This window comes from Paraburkholderia unamae, assembly GCF_003268775.1.
GTDB classification, from domain to species: Bacteria; Pseudomonadota; Gammaproteobacteria; order Burkholderiales; family Burkholderiaceae; genus Paraburkholderia; species Paraburkholderia unamae.
Window position 1 is genome coordinate 106,335 of the sequence record NZ_QLSU01000003.1, and the last position, 17,300, is coordinate 123,634.

Annotated in this window: 14 protein-coding genes and 1 pseudogene; 3 read left to right on the plus strand and 12 right to left on the minus strand. The window is 66.6% G+C overall.

The window, feature by feature from the left end; translation table 11 throughout:
• Positions 1-84 precede the first annotated feature (84 nt).
• The gene (locus C7401_RS05695) at positions 85-1,338 is read left to right on the plus strand and encodes a multidrug effflux MFS transporter (RefSeq protein WP_112170391.1); all 1,254 of its coding nucleotides are present in this window, start codon (positions 85-87) and stop codon (positions 1,336-1,338) included.
• 12 nt (positions 1,339-1,350) lie between these two features.
• Here the strand turns inward: C7401_RS05695 and C7401_RS05700 are convergent, their stop codons facing one another.
• From C7401_RS05700 to C7401_RS05730, 7 genes are all read right to left on the minus strand, one after another.
• Positions 1,351-2,979 (minus strand): FGGY-family carbohydrate kinase, encoded by a 1,629-nt coding sequence (locus C7401_RS05700; RefSeq protein ID WP_112170392.1) that lies wholly within the window; start codon positions 2,977-2,979, stop codon positions 1,351-1,353.
• 56 nt (positions 2,980-3,035) lie between these two features.
• Positions 3,036-3,764 carry an SDR family oxidoreductase gene (locus C7401_RS05705; RefSeq protein WP_112170393.1) on the minus strand — a complete coding sequence of 243 codons (729 nt, stop codon included), beginning with the start codon at positions 3,762-3,764 and terminating at the stop codon, positions 3,036-3,038.
• 73 nt (positions 3,765-3,837) lie between these two features.
• Positions 3,838-5,145 (minus strand): sugar ABC transporter permease, encoded by a 1,308-nt coding sequence (locus tag C7401_RS05710; protein ID WP_112170394.1) that lies wholly within the window; start codon positions 5,143-5,145, stop codon positions 3,838-3,840.
• An 11-nt stretch (positions 5,146-5,156) separates the two neighbouring features.
• Positions 5,157-5,990 (minus strand): ATP-binding cassette domain-containing protein, encoded by an 834-nt coding sequence (locus tag C7401_RS05715; RefSeq protein WP_112170395.1) that lies wholly within the window; start codon positions 5,988-5,990, stop codon positions 5,157-5,159.
• A gap of 72 nt (positions 5,991-6,062) precedes the next feature.
• The gene (locus C7401_RS05720) at positions 6,063-7,121 is read right to left on the minus strand and encodes an ABC transporter substrate-binding protein (protein WP_112170396.1); all 1,059 of its coding nucleotides are present in this window, start codon (positions 7,119-7,121) and stop codon (positions 6,063-6,065) included.
• 120 nt (positions 7,122-7,241) lie between these two features.
• A complete protein-coding gene (locus C7401_RS05725; protein ID WP_112170397.1) occupies positions 7,242-8,258 on the minus strand; it encodes an AraC family transcriptional regulator in 1,017 nt (338 codons plus the stop codon).
• A 258-nt stretch (positions 8,259-8,516) separates the two neighbouring features.
• The gene (locus C7401_RS05730; protein WP_112170398.1) at positions 8,517-9,638 is read right to left on the minus strand and encodes an NADH:flavin oxidoreductase/NADH oxidase; all 1,122 of its coding nucleotides are present in this window, start codon (positions 9,636-9,638) and stop codon (positions 8,517-8,519) included.
• Between the two features lie 410 nt (positions 9,639-10,048).
• On the opposite strand from C7401_RS05730, the pseudogene C7401_RS05735 reads away from it, so the two are divergent.
• A pseudogene (locus C7401_RS05735) lies at positions 10,049-10,330 on the plus strand (MFS transporter); the annotation flags it as partial.
• A gap of 137 nt (positions 10,331-10,467) precedes the next feature.
• Here C7401_RS05735 and C7401_RS05740 read toward each other — a convergent pair.
• The 5 genes from C7401_RS05740 to C7401_RS05760 form a co-directional block, all read right to left on the minus strand.
• Positions 10,468-12,606 carry a D-(-)-3-hydroxybutyrate oligomer hydrolase gene (locus tag C7401_RS05740; RefSeq protein WP_112170400.1) on the minus strand — a complete coding sequence of 713 codons (2,139 nt, stop codon included), beginning with the start codon at positions 12,604-12,606 and terminating at the stop codon, positions 10,468-10,470.
• A gap of 285 nt (positions 12,607-12,891) precedes the next feature.
• Positions 12,892-13,323: a hypothetical protein gene (locus C7401_RS05745; protein WP_112170401.1), complete on the minus strand. Its 432-nt coding sequence runs from the start codon at positions 13,321-13,323 to the stop codon at positions 12,892-12,894.
• A gap of 194 nt (positions 13,324-13,517) precedes the next feature.
• Positions 13,518-13,859 (minus strand): RcnB family protein, encoded by a 342-nt coding sequence (locus tag C7401_RS05750; RefSeq protein WP_112170402.1) that lies wholly within the window; start codon positions 13,857-13,859, stop codon positions 13,518-13,520.
• Between the two features lie 39 nt (positions 13,860-13,898).
• Positions 13,899-14,117: a hypothetical protein gene (locus tag C7401_RS05755; protein ID WP_112170403.1), complete on the minus strand. Its 219-nt coding sequence runs from the start codon at positions 14,115-14,117 to the stop codon at positions 13,899-13,901.
• A gap of 220 nt (positions 14,118-14,337) precedes the next feature.
• Positions 14,338-15,351, minus strand: coding sequence for a Gfo/Idh/MocA family protein (locus C7401_RS05760; protein ID WP_112170404.1), 1,014 nt, complete (start codon positions 15,349-15,351; stop codon positions 14,338-14,340).
• Positions 15,352-15,586: 235 nt separating this feature from the next.
• Here C7401_RS05760 and C7401_RS05765 point away from each other — a divergent pair, with 235 nt between their 5' ends.
• Positions 15,587-17,233 carry an alkaline phosphatase family protein gene (locus C7401_RS05765; RefSeq protein WP_112170405.1) on the plus strand — a complete coding sequence of 549 codons (1,647 nt, stop codon included), beginning with the start codon at positions 15,587-15,589 and terminating at the stop codon, positions 17,231-17,233.
• Positions 17,234-17,300: the final 67 nt, after the last annotated feature.

Sequence of the window (17,300 nt, forward strand, 5' to 3'; positions counted from 1 at the left end):
CGCCTACGCCGCCGCACGAACGTAGTGTTCGATATGCGAACAGTTCGATGCCGCCGCACCGCCAGCCGCCTTTTTCCAGCAGTCATGAACCAAGATCGTCCTGCAAGCCCAGCCATTGCCACACGCCCGCCGAACTCGCCGCGCTTCCTGCTGTTGCTGATCTGCCTGTTCGCCTCCGCCGGGCAGCTCGCCATCGACATTTACGTGCCCGCGCTGCCCGCCATGGCGCACTACTTCGCGACCTCGCCACAGGCGATCCAGTCGAGCGTGTCGGTCTATATGGCCGCCTACGCCCTCGGCCAGCTCGTGTTCGGGCCGATCGCCGACGCCTTCGGCCGCAAGCGCGTGCTCGCCTTCGGGCTCGTGATCTACACGCTCGGCTGCGTGCTCTCGCTCGTCGCGCCGAACCTGGAGACGTTCGTGTTCGCGCGCTGCCTTCAGGGCTTCGGCATCGCCGCGACCAATCTGCTCGCGAAGGCGATCATCACCGATTCGTTCGCGGGCGTCGCGCTCATGCACGCGTTCACCTATATGTCGATCACCTGGGGACTCGCGCCGATCGTGGCCCCGGTGATCGGCGCGCACTTGCAGGAGTGGTTCGGCTGGAAATCCTGCCTCGTGTTTCTGCTCGTCTATTCGCTCTTCATGTGGGCGCTGCTGTGGCGCTTTCGCGAGACCTTGCGGCACCCCGTGCACCTGGAGCCGCGCACCTTGATCGCGAACGCGGGCAAGGTGCTCGCGAGCCCCGTGTTCCAGAGCTGCTTTCTCGCCCAGGGCCTGTGCTACAGCATCCTGCTCGTGTTCAATATCGTCGGGCCGTTCATGGTGCTCAACACGCTGCACAAGCCGCCCACCTACTTCGGCTATCTCGCGCTCGGCATCGGCCTCATGTATTTCCTCGGCGGCCTGTCGAACCGCCTGCACGGGCCGCGCATGCCGACGCCGGAACAGCGCCTGCGCCTGGGCGCGCGCGTGATGGCTGGCGCGGCCATCGCCATGCTCGTGCTCTCGCTCACCGTTGGCCTGCGCGTCTGGACGCTCGCCGTGCCCGTGCTCGTAATGGGTCTTTGCGCGGGCGCGATGTATCCCACGCTGATGGCCAAGGGCAATTCGCTGTTCCCGCATATCGCGGGCTTGACGAGCGCGATTCTCGGCTGCGCGCTGCTGCTCGTTTCGGCGGCGATGATGGGGCTGGCCGGTTTTGTTTCCGTGCACGTGCTCACGCCGCTCGCGGTGTTCTTCGTGCTGCTCGCGCTCACGGTTGTCGCGATGGTGACGAAGCTCTTGCGCCACCTCGCGCAGAATCAGGCCGCCGCCAGCGTCACGACCACCGCGTGACGACATGGCGGCCTAGCGTATCGCGCGCGCCACGTCCTGCAACTGCGTGAAGGCGCGGTAGCGCGCGTCGTGCAGCGCCGCGATCTCGCCCGTGGCGCTCGCGTAGACCTTGCTGATCTGCGACATCGCGGCCATCGCCTCGCGCACATTCCCGTAGAGGCCGCCCGCCACGCCGCCCAGCATCGCCGCGCCGAGCAGCACGGGCTCCTCGGCATGCGTGGCGAGCACGGGCTTGCCCGTTGCGTCCGCAAGCAGTTGGCGCACGAGGTCGAGCCGCCCCGCGCCGCCGCTGATCACCACCTGCTCGATCGGCGCACCCGCCTGCGCCTGCACCTCGACGATCTGCCGCAGCCCGTAGCCGATGCTGCACATACCCGCCACATAGAGCGCGACGAGACTCGCCATGTCCGTCTCCATGCCGAGGCCCGCGATCACGGCGCGCGCATGCGGATCGGCAAACGGCGCGCGGTTGCCGAGAAACTCCGGCACGACATGCAGGCCTTGAGCGTGCGCGAGACGCACCGCGCCCGACAACCCTTCTTCGCACTGGCCCGCCAGCGCCGCGAGCATGGCCGGCAGCGACTGGCCTTCGCGCGCGGCGCGGCTTGCGGCCTCGGGCGCGAGGGGATGCATCGCGAGCAGCCGCTCGATGGCCGCGCCCGCCACCGACTGCCCGCCTTCGTTGAGCCACGCCTGCGGCACCATCGCCGAATAGTACGGTCCCCACACGCCGGGCACGAACACGGGGTCGCGCGTCGTGGTCATCGTGCATGACGACGTGCCGAACACATAGGCGAGGCACGACTCGGGCCGCCCCTGCGCGCCGACCGTGCCGATGCCGCCCGCATGCGCGTCGATCACGCCCGTCGCGACCGGCGTGCCGGGCAGCAGACCGAGCTGCCCGGCGGCCTCCTGCGTCAAGCCCTGGCCAAGCGGCGTGCCCGGCTCGACAATCGTCTGGCCGATGCGCGCGAAACCTTCGTCCGCCAGCACGCCGAGACCCACGGTGCGAAAGTAGCTCTCGTCCCAGCGCTTTTCGTGCGCGAGATAGGTCCACTTGCAGGTGACGGTGCAGGTGGAGCGCGCCACATCGCCCGTGGCGCGCCACGTGAGGAAGTCGGTGAGGTCGAAGAACTGCCATGCCGCCGCGAACACCTGCGGGCGGTTTTCGAGCAGCCACAGTAGCTTGGGCGTCTCCATCTCGGGCGAGATCTTGCCACCCACGAAGCGCAGCACGTCGTGGCCCGTGGCGTTGATGCGCTCGGCCTGCTCCAGCGCGCGATGATCCATCCACACGATGATGTCGCGCTCGGCCGCTTCGGAGGGGCCGACCGGCAGCGGCTTGCCGCCCTCGCCCAGCACCACGAGCGAACAGGTGGCGTCGAAACCGATGCCCGCGATCCGCTCCGGCGCAACGGCGGCCTGCGCCATGGCCTCCTTCACCGCGTGGCACACGGCGTGCCATATCTCAGTGCTCGACTGCTCGACGATGGCGCCGCTCTCGTGGAACACGGTGATGTCGCGCTTGGCCGACGCCACCATGCGCCCGGCGGCGTCGAAAATGCCCGCGCGGGCGCTGCCGGTGCCCACGTCTACGCCGATGGCGTAGCGCGCGCCGCCGGCCGGATTGGTTGAGGTCATGGCTCGTTCTATGGTTGGGTTGGCGTTGCGGCGGCGCGCTCGCGCGCCATGGCGAGTTAGAGATCGACGCTGCTGGGCAGGATCACGAGGTCGCGTATGGTGACGTTGCGCGGCCGCGTGAGCATGAATACCACAGCGTCGGCCACTTCGTTGGGCTGCATCAGGCTGCCCTGGGCCAGCGCCTCGTCCATTTTCGCCTTGGGCCAGTCGTCGAGCAAGGCCGTCACGACCGGGCCCGGCAGCACCGCGCCCACGCGCACGCCGTGCTGGGCGACCTGGCGGCGCGTGGTGTGCGCGAAAGCCTGCACCGCGAATTTGGAGGCCGTGTAGATCGGCTCCCACACCACCGGCACCACGCCCGCCACGGAACTCGTGAACACGATGTCGCCCGCCTTCTGCGCGACCATGTGCGGCAGCACCGCATGCACCGAGCGGAACGCGGCGTTGATGTTGAGGTTGAGCATGCGGTCCCAGTCGTCGGGGTTGCCCTTCACCACCTCGCCGCCGATATAGGCCCCGGCGTTCGCGTGGAAGATGTCGAGACGCCCCGCGAGATCGAGAATCTTCGGCAGCATGGCCGAATAGTCGGCAGGCCTGAGCAAGTCCATGGCGAGCGCGAACGCGTTGGGCCCCAGTTGCGCGCAGCACTGCGCGAGCCGGTCCTCGGCGCGGTCGATCAGCACGACCTTCGCGCCTTCTTCGATCAACGCGCGCGCGCACGCGAAGCCAATGCCGGACGCCGCGCCCGTAATGGCGGCGACCTTTCCCTTGATGGATTCGGACATGGGTGACTCTCTCCTTGAAGCGGAATTCAGCGGTGCATCGAATGCATCGGGCACGCCGGGCACGCCGGGCCCATCAGGCGCGGCCATGCGTGACGCGCGACTGGCGGGCGAGCGAATCCACGATCACCGCAATGGCGAGCACGGCGCCGGTAATCATGAAGCGCAGCGACGACGACAGATTCAGGAGCGTGAGCCCGCTCGCGATCGACTGAATGACGATAATGCCAAGCACTGCCGACCATGCGCTGCCGCGCCCGCCGAACAGGCTCGTGCCGCCGATCACGGCCGCCGCGATGGCGTTCAGGTTCACGTCGCCGGTGCCCGCCTGCTGGCTGGCCGAGGCCAGGCGCGCGGCCGTGAGCACGCCGCCGAGCGCGGCCAGGCTCGCGCACAGCACGAAGGCGCTCGTGTAGATCGCGCCCACCTTGATGCCCGCGCGCCGCGCGGCTTCGTGGTTGCCGCCCACGGCGTTCATGGAGCGGCCCCAGCGCGTGCGCGAAAGCGCATATTGCATGGCGACCGCGAGGCCGAGGAACAGGCCGAACATCAGGGGCACGCCGCGCCCCCGGTTCAGATAAGCCACCACGATCTCCAGAAACACGGTAATGGCGAGCGCGCGTGCGATCAGACTCCCCACCGACGAAGCCGAGAGCCGCGCCGCGTGACGGCGCGCGCGCGTGCGCATGCCGAGCAGCAGGAGCACGAGGCCCGGCAGCAGCGCAATGAGGTGCGAGACGAGCGCCGGTATGACCATCAGTTGCCCGAAATTCACCATCGTCGAGCCGTAGGGCAAGTTGATCGAACCGGTCGAGCCGAGCACGTAAAGCTGCATGCCGAGGATGGCGAGCAGGCCCGCCAGCGTCGACACGAAGCTCGGCATGCCGATCCAGTTGAGCAGCAACGCATAGAGCGCGCCGATCACCGCGCCCACCGCGATGGCCGCGACGATGGCGAGCAGCACGGGCCAGCCGTCGTTGACCCACAGCGTGCCGACGAGCGCGGAGGCGAAGCCGCTCATCGATCCCACCGAGAGATCGATCTGCCCCACCAGCAGCACGCAGACGATGCCAAGCGAGATGACGCCGACCGTCGAGCAGTCGAACAGCATGTTCACGAGGTTGTCGGCCGAGAGAAACACGGGGTTCAGGCTCGTGAACACGGTCCAGATGATGACGAGGCCCGCGATCACCGGCAGCGACCCCAGGTCGCCCGAACGCACGCGGTCCACGAAGGCGGACAGGCTGTCGCCCACGCCGCTCGCATGCTTCACGCGCACGTCGCTGCGGTCGAGCAGCGAGCCGGGCTTCGCGTCGCCCTTTGTGGCGTCCTTCGTGGCGTCCTGGTTGGCGGGCTGCGGAGCGCCATGGATGGTCTTGCTCATGATCGTTCCTTTCATTGCACGTCCTGTTGCGCCTGGCGGCGGCCCGCGCGGCGAGACACCGCGTTTTCCGTTGCGCCCGTGATCGCGGCCACGAGTTCCGCATTGGAGGAGTCGGGATAGAAAATGCCGTTGTTGCGCCCGAGGCGCAGCACGACGATGCGATCGGCCACGGCGCGCACGTCCTCCATGTTGTGGCTGATCATGATGACGGCGTGCCCGCGGTCGCGCACGCGCTCGATCAGGTTCAGCACCTCGGCGGTCTGCGCCACGCCCAGCGCCGCCGTGGGCTCGTCGAGCATGATGAGCTTGGGGTCGAGCAGCAACGAGCGCGCAATCGCCACGGTCTGCCGCTGGCCGCCCGAGAGCGACGCGACCACGTCGCGCACGCTCGGAATGCGTGCCGAAAGCTCGTTGAGCAGCGTCCAGGCCTTCACCTCCATGGTGACTTCGTCGAGCCGGTAGGGGCTCAACTCGCGGCCGAGGAAGATGTTCGCCACGACGTCCAGGTTCTCGCATAGCGCGAGGTCCTGGAACACCGTCGCGATGCCGAGATCGAGCGCCGCGCCCGGATCGGACAAGGTGACGCTCTGGCCGCCGAAGGTGATCGTGCCCGCGCTCGGCTGGTGCACGCCCGCAAGTATCTTCACGAGCGTCGATTTGCCCGCGCCGTTGTCGCCCACGAGGGCGACCACCTCGCCCGCATGCACGTCGAGCTCGATGTCGGTGAGCGCCGAAACCGCGCCGAAGTGCTTCGAAACGCCGCGCAGGCTCAGCACCAGTTCGCCGGGCTGCGCGCGCGTGGAGGCATGCGTGGAATGCGTGGATTGCGTGGATGGCTCAGTCATGAAATCAGTACCTCTATGTTTCGGTGGAACCCGGCGTGCGCCGGGCTCCCTCGCGCGCCTTCCAGCCGCGCGTCAGTTCGCCATGCCGAGCTTCTTGCAACCGTCCGCATAGCGGCCCGTGCACAGATCCTTCGTGCTCGCGAAGCCCTTGTCCACCACTTCGGCCTTGATGTTCTTCTGCGTGATCACAGCCGGTTTGAAAAGTTGCGAAGGCGTCTTGAAGAGCGTCGTCTCGCCCTTCACCGGCTGGCCGTTGAGGAAGCCCACGGCCACCTTCGCCGCCGCGCCCGCCACGATCTCGCTGGGCTTGAGGATCGTGTTGTACTGGTCGCCCGCGATGATAAGCTGAAGGCCCGCCGTGGTCGCGTCATTGCCCGTGACCGGCGGCACCGGGTTCATGCCCGCGGCCTTGAACGCCGCGATGGTGCCGCCCGCCGTGCCGTCATTGGCGGCCACCACGCCCACGATCTGCGGGCCGAAGCGCGTGATCTGCCCGCTCACCCACTGCTGCGCCTTGGGCGGCGCCCACTCGGGCGTGTCGTACTCCGAAAGGGTCTTGTAGCCGCTGCCCTGCAAGCCTTCGTGGATGCCCTTCTTGATGAGCCCGGCGGCCGCGTCGGTGGGCGAGCCGTTGACTTCGAGCACGCCGCCCTTGCTCGCCGCCACGCCCGATTCCTTCAGGTGCTGCACGAGCGAGAGCGCAATGGACTTGCCGATTTCCTCGTTGTCGAACGAAACGTAATAGTCGGCGGGCGTGGACGGCACGGGCCGGTCATAGGCAATGACCTTGATGCCCTGACTCTGCGCCATATGCACGAGCGAGGCGGCCGCCGTGGAGTCCACCGGGTCGAGCACGATCACTTTCGCGCCCTGCGCGATCACCGAATTGAACTGTTGCTGCTGCTGCGAAGCGTCGGCGTTGGCGTTCTGGTAGAGCACCTTGCAGTCGGGGCAAAGCTTCGCCATTTCGGCCTTGAAGCCGGGGAAATCGTGCTGCTCGTAGCGCGTGGACGCCTGGTCGGGCATCAGGAAGGCCACGGTGCCGCTTGGCGCGGCGTAGGCCGACGTGATACCCGCGAGCGCGAGGGAGAGCGCGGCTGCGCCGATCAGTCGGGTGGGAAGCTTGTTCATTGCGTGTCTCCGTCTATTTGGTGGAATGTCCGTGCGGGTACTGCCGTGCGCTTGCGACAACTGAGGCTAACTTAGGCGAACTGAGGGTGCCAGGTGAAGGAAAGCGTGCGAAGCGCGGCGCTAGCCGGATGCTTCGACGCCGTGCAGCGTTTCGTCCTTGCTCGCCGCGCTCGCGGCATTGAGCTGCTGATACGCCCGCCAGCGCGACGGCGACATGTCCTTGAGCAACAGGAACTGGCGGTTGAAGTTCGAGAGGTTGTTGAAGCCCACCTGGTAGCAGATGTCCGTGATGCTCAGTTCACCTGACATCAGGAGCTGGCAAGCCAGATTGATGCGCAACTGGTTCACGTAGCGCACGAACGACACGCCCGTATGGCGGCGGAAATAGCGCGAAAACGCGCTCACGCTCTGCCCCGCCAGTTCCGCGAGTTCGGTCTCGCGCAACTCCTGCGAGAGGTTCTTGCCGATGAACGTCAGCACGTGGTTGATGCGCGTGCCCGCATAGCGCGCGGGGTCGGCGCGATACGTCTCGCTCGCGAGCGGCGCGGGCCCCGCGCTCTGCACGAGCAGGTCGAGCAACGAGAAAAACAGCGTCACGCGCCGCATGCCTTGCGCGCCCAGCATCTCGCGCAGGATCGGTTCGGCCGCCGCGCCCGTTTCCGGCGTGAACAGCAGCCCCCAGCGCGAGGCGTCGAGCAGCGGCTCGACGCGCCGGAACTCGGGAAACGCCTCCATCGCACGCGCAATGAATTCCGCGTCGAATTGCAGGACGAGGCAGCGCTCGTCCACCTGCTCGTCGTGCGGCACGCTGCTCACCCAGTTGTGCGGGAGATTCGGGCCGATCATCACGAGATTGCCGGGCGCAAAGCCGCCGATGAAATCACCCACGAAATACTTGCCCGTGGTCGAGGTGATGAGGTGAATCTCGTACTCGGGATGGAAGTGCCAGCGCACCGTGCGATAGGGGTAGCCATGCGACCAGACCTTGAACGACTCGTCGCGCGGCACGGCGACCAGTTCCAGGTCCGGCTGGGAATGGGTGGCCCGGCGCGCTTGCGTGTTCGTGTGCCCTTGCGTGTGCCCTTGCGTGTGCGATGGCGTGTGCGCCTGCGTCGTGGCAGCCCCAATGGTTTGCATCTGTCCTCCTCCTGCACCGGTTTTTTCTTGTTTTGCGGCAGCTTGCGCCATGCCTCTTTGATCCCTGCCTGGCAACGCGCCGCCATGACTGAAAAGTAATCGCGACGCGCCCCTTTCACCACTGAAAATCAGACTACCGGCTGATACTTTTTTGCATTCGGGTTAGCCCTTAGCCGGTTCGCGGGCACTGAAAGTCAACTTTTGTGCAAAGCAACAGCCCTCTTTGCGCATGTCACCGCCGCCGCACCGGTCAACGCACTAATCGCCGCAATCGCGCGCCGCCGGGTCGGGTTGATAGCGCTCCAGCCAGTACGCGTACTGCGCGGGCAACACCCACGATGGCCGCTCGATCTTCAGATGCTGCGCGGCCCGGTACGGGTAATGCGGATCGGCCAGATGCGCGCGGCCAATCATGGCGAGGTCCATCTGCTCCTCGGCGATCACGCGCTCGGCCACGCGCGGAATGTCCACGCCCCACGACGACGCAACCGGCAGGCCCGCGTCGCGCCGCACACGCGCCGAGACCGGCGCGAGAAACGCGGGGCCCCATGGAATCTTCGCGCCTGGAATCGAAAAGCCGACGCTCACGTTGAGCAAGTCGAGCCCTTCGGCGCGCATCGCACGCGTGAGCGCGATCGATTCGGTGAGCGTTTCTTCGTCGCGCCCGTCGTACTCGATCACGCCAAAGCGCGCCGTGAGCGGCAGATTGCCGGGCCACACCGCGCGCACGGCCGCCAGCGTTTCGAGCAGAAAGCGGCTGCGGCCTTCGAGGCTGCCGCCATAGGCGTCGGTGCGCTGATTCGAGTGCGCCGAGAAGAAGCTCTGCGCGAGGTAGCCGTGCGCGAAGTGCAGTTCGAGCCATTCGAAGCCCGCCGCACGCGCGCGTTGGGCCGCATCGACGAAACCCTGCTTCACGCGGGCGATATCGTCCAGCGTCATCGCGCGCGGCACGCGCGGCAGATTCGCGCCGAACGCAATGGCCGAAGGCGCGATGGGCTGCCACGCGCGCGGGTCGCCCTCGGGAATGTGGTCGTCGCCCTCCCACGGCCGGTTCGCGCTCGCCTTGCGGCCCGCGTGCGCGATCTGGATGCCGGGCACCGCGCCCTCGGCCTTGATCGACGCGGCGATGCGCGCCATGCCCTCGGCCTGCCCGTCGTTCCACAGGCCCGTGCAGGCGGGCGTGATGCGGCCTTCGGGCGACACCGCCGTGGCCTCGACGATGACGAGGCCCGCGCCGCCGCGCGCGATGGCCGGATAGTGCACCTGGTGCCACGCATTCGTCACGCCTTCGGTGGCGCTGTACTGGCACATGGGCGGCACCGCAATGCGGTTGCGCAGCGTAACGTCCTTGAGTTTGAACGGACTGAACAAGGCTGACATTTCATGCCTCCAGGCGGGGGTTCGGGGAAGACCGGCAATGAGCGGCGCGCGTGGGCCGCGCGCCTCGCGCCGCCGCCCGTGTGCAAGCGCGAACGCGGGGCGTGGAAGCGGCGCATCGACTCCCACATTAGGCGAAATTTGCGCACTGCGGCGAATGCGTGAAAAGAAGCGCGCCACCCGGGCCGCGGTTCCTGGACGAGGATCTCTTATGCGATACGCCGAGTCATGGCCGTCCCCCACGCCGGGCTATTGCCGTGGCGGCGCTCGGCAACGCGATCGAATAGTTCGACTGCATCGATGCCTGGGGTCTCACCTATCTTTCCGCTGCGCTGTTTCCCGGCAGCACGGCCAGCGCCACGCTGTTCGCGCTCGGCACGTTTGCCATTGCGCTGCTGATCCGGCCGCCCGGCGGCCTGCTCCATGCGCCGCAGCTCGCCACCATCCCGGCGATGTTCCCTACCCACGTGCGTTACGCGGGCATGGCGATCGCCTGTAAGGTCTCGACGTCGCTGTTCTGCGGCACCGCGCCGATCGTGAGCGACTGGCTTGTCGACAAGACCGGCAACCCGCTCGTTCCGGCCTGCTACATGATGGCCGCCTGCGCGGTGGGCGCAATCGCACTCTTTTTCGTGATCGGGACGAAGGGATGCTCGTTGCGCGGACATCAGGTCCCGGACAAAGAGAGGGCGTGATGGCTTGATCGGATGGGCGTTGTTTCGAGGAAATGCCCGGCGTTGCGCCGGGCATTTTTCTTTTCAGTATACGCTGCAACGCTTGCCACTCTGTTGCGTGCGCAACGTTATCGGGATGCTGCGTGCCTGCGCATCAATCAATGCGGCACGTTCACCACGCCGTCGCGCACCTGGATCGCGTTGCTGCCCGGATTCGCGACGATGGACGGCAGGTTGCTCACGCTCAGCGCAGGCGCGGCGCCCGCACTGCCGCCGCGCGGTATCGTGCGGATCACCTGCGACGGCGGCAGCGGCGTGCCGTTCTTCAGATGATTCCACATCAGGTTGAGCGCCTCCAGGTTGTAGTAATGAACGGGCACGAAATGGTTGTCGAAGCCCGGCACGCCGAGGAACGCATCGAAGTGCTGACCGTTCATCACCTCGTAGAGCGACAACTGGCTGCGCGAGCCTTCGCGCTCGCTGTTCGCCGCCAGATACGCGCGCGAGGCATGGTTGATCGGCACCAGCGCGTCGCTGCGGCCCTGCACGATGATGGCGGGCTTGCCGTGCAGGTTCGCATTCACGCTGATGGCCTGCACGCTCTGGCGCATGCGCGGGTCGCGGTTCGTCCACAGCGTGCGCAGGCACACCGCGCCCGCGAAGCTCGCGTCGGGCGTCGCCAGCCGATGATCGGCCCCGCCCGGCGGCGTGACGTTGTAGACGAGACTCACGCCATTGGTGGGCGGCACGCCGTTGCCCAGCCCGAACACGGTCAGCATGGGCGAGACGGCGGGCGCGACGCCCGCGGCACCCGTCGACGCATTGGTCGTGCCGAAGCTGAAGCCGCACAGGTTGTCCACCACGCTCGCGCGCATGTACGCGTTCGCGTAGGTCACGGCAACGGCCGGCACGGCCTGCGAGTCCCACATGGGCGCCTGGAGCAGGTCCGAATCGGCTTCGTAACCGGCTGCATGTAGACGCGCGAGCGCGTCGTTCGCCTGGGCCTGCGTGTCGCCGCCGTGCACGTAGCCGGACGCCGCCAGCGAGGCGCAACGCGCCTCGCGAATCGCGGTCGTCGTGGCAGCGGGCAGCGCCGTGAGGTACGGGGCCCCGGTGGCCGCGTCCGCGAGCGCCGCGCACGGTTGCAGCAGGTTGGCGAGCGTCATGTAGTCGGCGAGCGGCTTGCCCGCTTCGGCGATGCGCTGGCCGCCTTCCCTCACCTGCGCGTCACCGGGCATGCGCACGTTGATCTGCGGCTCGCCCACCACCACCGCCGTGATCCATTTGCCGGGGTCCTGCTCGGCCGCCGCGAGCGCCGCGCCGCCGCCGTTGCTCACCGAAGCCGCGATCGTCGTGATGTCGCCGGGCGCGTAGCGTACGCCGCGATTCGACGCGTCCACGCGCGGCCCGAACTGCTGGTTGAGCACCCAGTAAGCGAACTGCACGGCTTCGAGCGTGTCCTTGCCCCAGTCCGCTTCCGGATTCTGCTGCGAATGCGCGTGCTTGAACGCATAGCGATTCGGGTACTTCTGGTTGTACGCGGCGAGCGCGCCGGCAGGCACGTTCGCGGTGAAAAGACTCGTGCGCCCGGCCGTTGCGGCGTTGGCCGTGAGGCCGTCGATCAGCGTAACCGCGCCGGTCATCAATTCGTGCGCGCCGTTGCCCGAGCCCTTGTCGGTGTATGCGACCGCGCAGCCGCGCTTGAGTCCCCACTCGCCGGCCGCCGAGATCGCGCCGTACACGCCGCGCGAGCCCGACGACGTCGCCGTGACGATGCAGGGGTTCGCCGGGTCGAAGCTCGTCGGCACCTGAACGAGGAGGCTGACGTTCTGGCGGCCCGAGCCGTCGTCGGCATACGCCAGATATTCCGCGCCCGCAATCTTGCCTTCGCCGAGCGTGTCGTTGCCGTAGAGGTCGACGTTGGGCCCCCAGAAGCGCCCATAGCCGCCGTTCACGCTCATGTCCACGAGCGCGCGATAGTTCGACCAGATGGCGAGCCTGCGCAACTCAGCAGCCGTTGGCGCAGCCGGGTTCGCGATCGCCGGTTGCGCGCCCGCCAGGCCGGTCTTGCCGAGACCGGCGGTGAGCAGGTCGTCGCTCACGCCGTCGTAGCTCGTCGTTCTCAGGCTGCTCGCCACCACGAACGACGGCAGTCTGTTCATCGCGGGGCGGCCGCCGTTGTGATCGCCTGATTGCATGTCTGCTTGCGCGCCCGGCACGAGCGCCGCGGCCGTTATCGCCATCGCGGCGCCGAGCCGCACGGTTTTACGTCGGACTGCGAACGGGGTGTCTCTCATCGTGTTTCCTTGTTTGTTGTCGGGACAAGTCGCACTGCATCGGCAATACCGTTCTGCTGCGCCGCGTCGCGGCGCCACTGGACATTAGGACATCCTGATCGCGGATACCAGGAGAGATTGCACACGGCCCGCCAGCGCGTGCGCGCGGGGCTCGAAGCGGCGCGACGATGTCGCGAAGGAAGGAGGATGTGAAGGGAGGAGATGAAGCGGGGGATGTGAAGCGACAGGCGTTGCGCGCGGTGAGTCAGGAGGTTTTCGAACCTCGCGCAACGCCGGAAGAAAAAATCAGCGGTACGTGGTCGTCGAAGATTGCAGCTTCGTCAACGTGCCGTTCTTGAACCGGTACCAGCCGTCGGCGCCTTGCATCACGACTTCGTCGGGTTGCCAGAATACGCGCTTGATCGTCAGGCGCGCGTTCACGCGTTGCACGAGCGGCGGCTTGTGGCGCAAGTCGTACAGCACGGGACCAAAGGCGGTCTGCACGAGCATGCGTGTGACCGTGGCGTTGTCGCGACCGGTTTCGTCGAAATGCGCGAGCGTCTTCGCGTCGAAGCGGTCGAAGATTTCCTTGTCGAGCATGGCCACGAAATCGCGGTCGTCGCGCACGAACTGCATGGTGCCGGAAGGGGTGGTGAACTCGCCCGGTGCGTTGCTTTGCGCATGCGCGAAGCTCGCGAACGAGACGGCCGCGAGCGCGGCGAATAACAGTCGTTTCATGTTGCGTTCCAGATTGGGCGGCCGCCCCGGTGCGGGAGCGGGACTCGAAAGCGTGGCTTTCCGGGCATTTTCGTTGATTTTGCCCGTTACGTCGAATGCCTCAATCCGTGCGGTCAGCGCCTTGTGGCGTGCGTCGCCGCGTGCTTCGGGCGGCGACCGGACTTGCGTCGGATCGCCGCGGTGAACGGGGCCATTTAGCGTGCGCCGCCCGGCAGCACCTTGGAAATGTCGCCCGTCGCGCTCGCCACGAGCACGTAGTCGCCCGCCACGCCAACCCAGTGGTAGCCACGCGCAGGCGCTTCCAGGCCATGCTGACGCCAGTCGTCGACGACGAAGATGCGGTCGCGGTATTCGGGCGGCAGCCGGTCGCCGCGATGCCAGTCTTGATGCGGAATGGCCCCGACCGCGCGATTGGCCCGCTCGATCGACGGGTTCGCCTGGCTGGCAGGACCGTGCCCGGGCTGCGCGGCGAACACACTCGATGTGGTGGCAAGCAGTGCGGCAATGACGAGTAAGGTGGTGACTTTCGATTTCATGGTGATGCCTCGAATGATCGTTGGGGGACTGAGGTGAATCTAACGGCCGGTGTGCTCGCCGCCGGTTTCACCTGCTTCGGACGGCGTGGCGCGACGCCCTGCGCCCGCGGCGCCGGTGGCCGCACGCTTCTTGGTGGCCGGCGGGCTATGCGGGGCATGCGTGGGCGGCGTCATCTGGGCCCACGCGAACAGCGGCGCCATGACGAGGAGACCGGCGATAGCCATCGTGGCATTGAGTCGCTCGAAGTACGTTTTCACGGTGTTCTCCCTGGCAGGAAAATAAAGGATAACTAAGTTATCCGTAGATCGACTCAAGGTCGAAGGAGACCCTGAGGACGGCTTGTTCCGGATTCAAAGCTTACGGCAAGTTTACATTTCGTAAGATTCGAGAGCAAGCCGTCAACACGCGGATTTCGTGCGGCGTAACGCCCCACGAAATGTCATGGGGCAAGGGGGCTACGCGCATGGCGCATCGACATTAATTCTCGTTCAGGCTCACCCAGTTCCCATCGCGAGCCGAGCGAAACACCGCGTCGATCACCCGCATGTTTGCGCAAGCATCTTCCAGCGCGATGGCCTGCGGGCCGCCGGTCAGGATCGCCTCGGCAAACACCGCCGCGGCCACACCGTATTGATCGCAAAGCGCAAGCTCCACCCAGCGATCGGCATGCACGCCTGCGCTCGTCTGCCCGCTCACCCACAGGCGCGTTGGCCGGTCATTGGGCGCGTTGAACGGAATCTCGACCTCCACCCGCCCCTGGGTGCCATGAAACTGCATGCGCTGATAAGGATGGACTTGCGTGGAGTAGAAGAAGCTTGCCTGCACGCCTTCGAAATCCATCAGCACGGAGCCGAGCCGGTCCACTTCGAACGCCGGGTCGCGCTCCATCAGCGCGACCACCCGCCTCGGCTCGCGCCCGATGACAAAGCGCGAAGTCGTGATCGGATAACAGCCGATGTCCAGCAAGCCGCCACCGCCCAGTTCGCTCTGGTTGCGGATGTCGTGCGCATTGGTGTTGTAGTACGTGAAGCCTCCGGTCACCGCGCGCAATTCGCCGATCACGCCTTCGTCGATCAAGGCGCGCACCTTCAGCCACTGAGGATGCGTGCGCACCATGAAGGCTTCCTGGATGTAGCGTCCGCTCGCATCGCGCGCGGCGATGAGCCGCTGCGCCTGTTGCGCGTCGAGCCCGATGGGCTTTTCACACAGCACGTGCTTGCCCGCCTCGGCGGACTTGATGGTCCATTCCACGTGAAGGTGATTGGGCAACGATATGTACACCGCATCGATTTCCGGGTCGGCCAGCAACGCTTCGTAGCTTTCGTAGGCGTGCGCCAGGCCGTATTTCGCGGCGGCCTCATGGGCCCGTTGCGCAGATCGCGAAGCGATGCCCTTTACGCGGCACCTGGGCGCGTGGTGCATCGGCACGACGACCTTGTCGTTGATCTTCGCCGTGCCGAGTATCCCCCAGACGATTTCATCCTTTGCCATGACATCCCCTTGCGCGTTGTATTTGCGCGGACGGTTCGAGCCGGAATGCGTGCGCCGCAGCCCTGCGGCCGCGCCAGTTTACACCTGCGCAATGCGTGGCCCACGCGGCCTGCCGCCGGTTTCGCCGCGCCACTGACGGCAAGATGAAAGCGCGCCGTCATCACAGGTTCGCCGTTAGCCGCCACATTGCTTGGGTTGTGCGCAAGTCCATCCACGCAATACAACGAGGTGAAACATGGAGAAGACACCGAAGTGGTCGCGCGTAAGCGCAGTCGCGGGAGCCGCCGTCATGGCGATGGCAGGCGTGCAGTCCCTGGCGCAGGCGGCCGACATGAACGACGTGAAGCACGTACTGCTCATCAGTTTCGACGGCTTGCACGAACAGGACGTGGCCCGCTGTATCGGCAGCAACGCGTGCCCCAACCTCGCGCTGCTCGCGAAGTCGGGCGTGACCTACTCGAACGCCCACACGCCTCACCTGTCCGACTCGTTCCCCGGCCTCGCGGCGCTGGTGACGGGCGGCTCGCCCAGGAGCGCGGGCCTCTTCTATGACGTGTCTTATGACCGCACGCTTTACGCGCCGCTCGATTCGAACTGCACGGGAGCGCAGGGCTGGAATGTCGTGTTCGACGAAACGACCGGGATCGACGCACAGGGCGGCGGCGCGCTCGTCCACCTCAACGGCGGCGGCGCCTTCAATCCGGACGCGATTCCCTATGCGAAGGTGAACGGCGTCTGCAAGCCCGTGTACCCGCACAACTACATCAAGACCAACACGGTGTTCGAAGTCGTGAAGCAGCACATTCACGGCGCGCGCACCGCATGGGCCGACAAGCACGCGTGGGGCTACGACTGGGTGAACGGGCCGTCCGGCACGGGCGTGGATGATCTCGCGCGCACCGAGATCAATTCGATCGATCCGACGACGAACACCTATTATCTGGACTCCTATACGCATACGGAGGTGTTCGACAACCTCCACGTGCAGGCGCTCATCAACGAGATCGACGGCCTCGACTCCACGGGGCAGACGAGCGCGCCCGTGCCCACGGTGTTCGGCACGAACTTCCAGACGCTCAGCGTCGCGCAGAAGTCGCCCGTCGCCAAGCTAGGCGGCTATCTCGACGCCGACTTCACGCCGGGCCAGCAGGTGAGCGCCGCGATCACCTACCTCGACGGCGCGCTCGGGCGCGTCGTGCAGGAGCTCAAGCAGCGCAACCTGTATGCGTCGACGCTCATCATCGTGACGGCCAAGCACGGCCAGTCGCCCACCGACCACACGAAACTCGTGAAGAACGGCGACACGCTCACGAAACTGCTCGAAACCAGCAACTATCTGGACTCGGGCGGCAACTTCGGCCAGAACAACACGAAGACGGGCAACCTGAACGACGGCTCGGGCCTGCCGGGGACGGGCTTCGTGCAGACCGACGACGTCGGCCTGATCTGGCTGCGCGACCCGAGCCAGAAGGCGGCCGTGGTGAAGACGCTGAAGGCCAACCTGGGTTGCAACGCGCCGGGCATCTGCGCGGACGGCCCGCAAGCGTACATCCTCGAAGGCGACCGCCTGACCGACTGGTTCGGCTCCCCTTCGAACGGCCGCACGCCCGACATCATCGTGCAGCCGAACCCCGGCGTGATCTATACGTCGAGCACGGGCAAGGACGAGGAACACGGCGGCAATGCGCCCGACGACAGCCATCTGGGTCTCGTCGTGTCGTTCCCCGGCATCCGTCACGCCGGCCGCACGGACGACCACTACGTCTTCACGACCCAGGTCGCCCCGACCATCCTGCGCGCGCTCGACCTCGACCCGCAACTGCTGCACGCGGTGCAGATCGAAGGCACGCCCATGCTGCCGGGACTCGGTCTCGAACGCTAAAGCGCGACGTTCGTCGTCCCAGGCCGAACGCCGCACCGCGTTCGGCCCAGGGGCGCGCTACGAGCCG

Coding starts and splice junctions, on each gene's coding strand:
- C7401_RS05695 (WP_112170391.1), top strand. CDS start 85: ATGAACCAAGATCGTCCTGCAAGCCCAGCCATTGCCACACGCCCGCCG.
- C7401_RS05700 (WP_112170392.1), bottom strand. CDS start 2,979: ATGACCTCAACCAATCCGGCCGGCGGCGCGCGCTACGCCATCGGCGTA.
- C7401_RS05705 (WP_112170393.1), bottom strand. CDS start 3,764: ATGTCCGAATCCATCAAGGGAAAGGTCGCCGCCATTACGGGCGCGGCG.
- C7401_RS05710 (WP_112170394.1), bottom strand. CDS start 5,145: ATGAGCAAGACCATCCATGGCGCTCCGCAGCCCGCCAACCAGGACGCC.
- C7401_RS05715 (WP_112170395.1), bottom strand. CDS start 5,990: ATGACTGAGCCATCCACGCAATCCACGCATTCCACGCATGCCTCCACG.
- C7401_RS05720 (WP_112170396.1), bottom strand. CDS start 7,121: ATGAACAAGCTTCCCACCCGACTGATCGGCGCAGCCGCGCTCTCCCTC.
- C7401_RS05725 (WP_112170397.1), bottom strand. CDS start 8,258: ATGCAAACCATTGGGGCTGCCACGACGCAGGCGCACACGCCATCGCAC.
- C7401_RS05730 (WP_112170398.1), bottom strand. CDS start 9,638: ATGTCAGCCTTGTTCAGTCCGTTCAAACTCAAGGACGTTACGCTGCGC.
- C7401_RS05740 (WP_112170400.1), bottom strand. CDS start 12,606: ATGAGAGACACCCCGTTCGCAGTCCGACGTAAAACCGTGCGGCTCGGC.
- C7401_RS05745 (WP_112170401.1), bottom strand. CDS start 13,323: ATGAAACGACTGTTATTCGCCGCGCTCGCGGCCGTCTCGTTCGCGAGC.
- C7401_RS05750 (WP_112170402.1), bottom strand. CDS start 13,859: ATGAAATCGAAAGTCACCACCTTACTCGTCATTGCCGCACTGCTTGCC.
- C7401_RS05760 (WP_112170404.1), bottom strand. CDS start 15,351: ATGGCAAAGGATGAAATCGTCTGGGGGATACTCGGCACGGCGAAGATC.
- C7401_RS05765 (WP_112170405.1), top strand. CDS start 15,587: ATGGAGAAGACACCGAAGTGGTCGCGCGTAAGCGCAGTCGCGGGAGCC.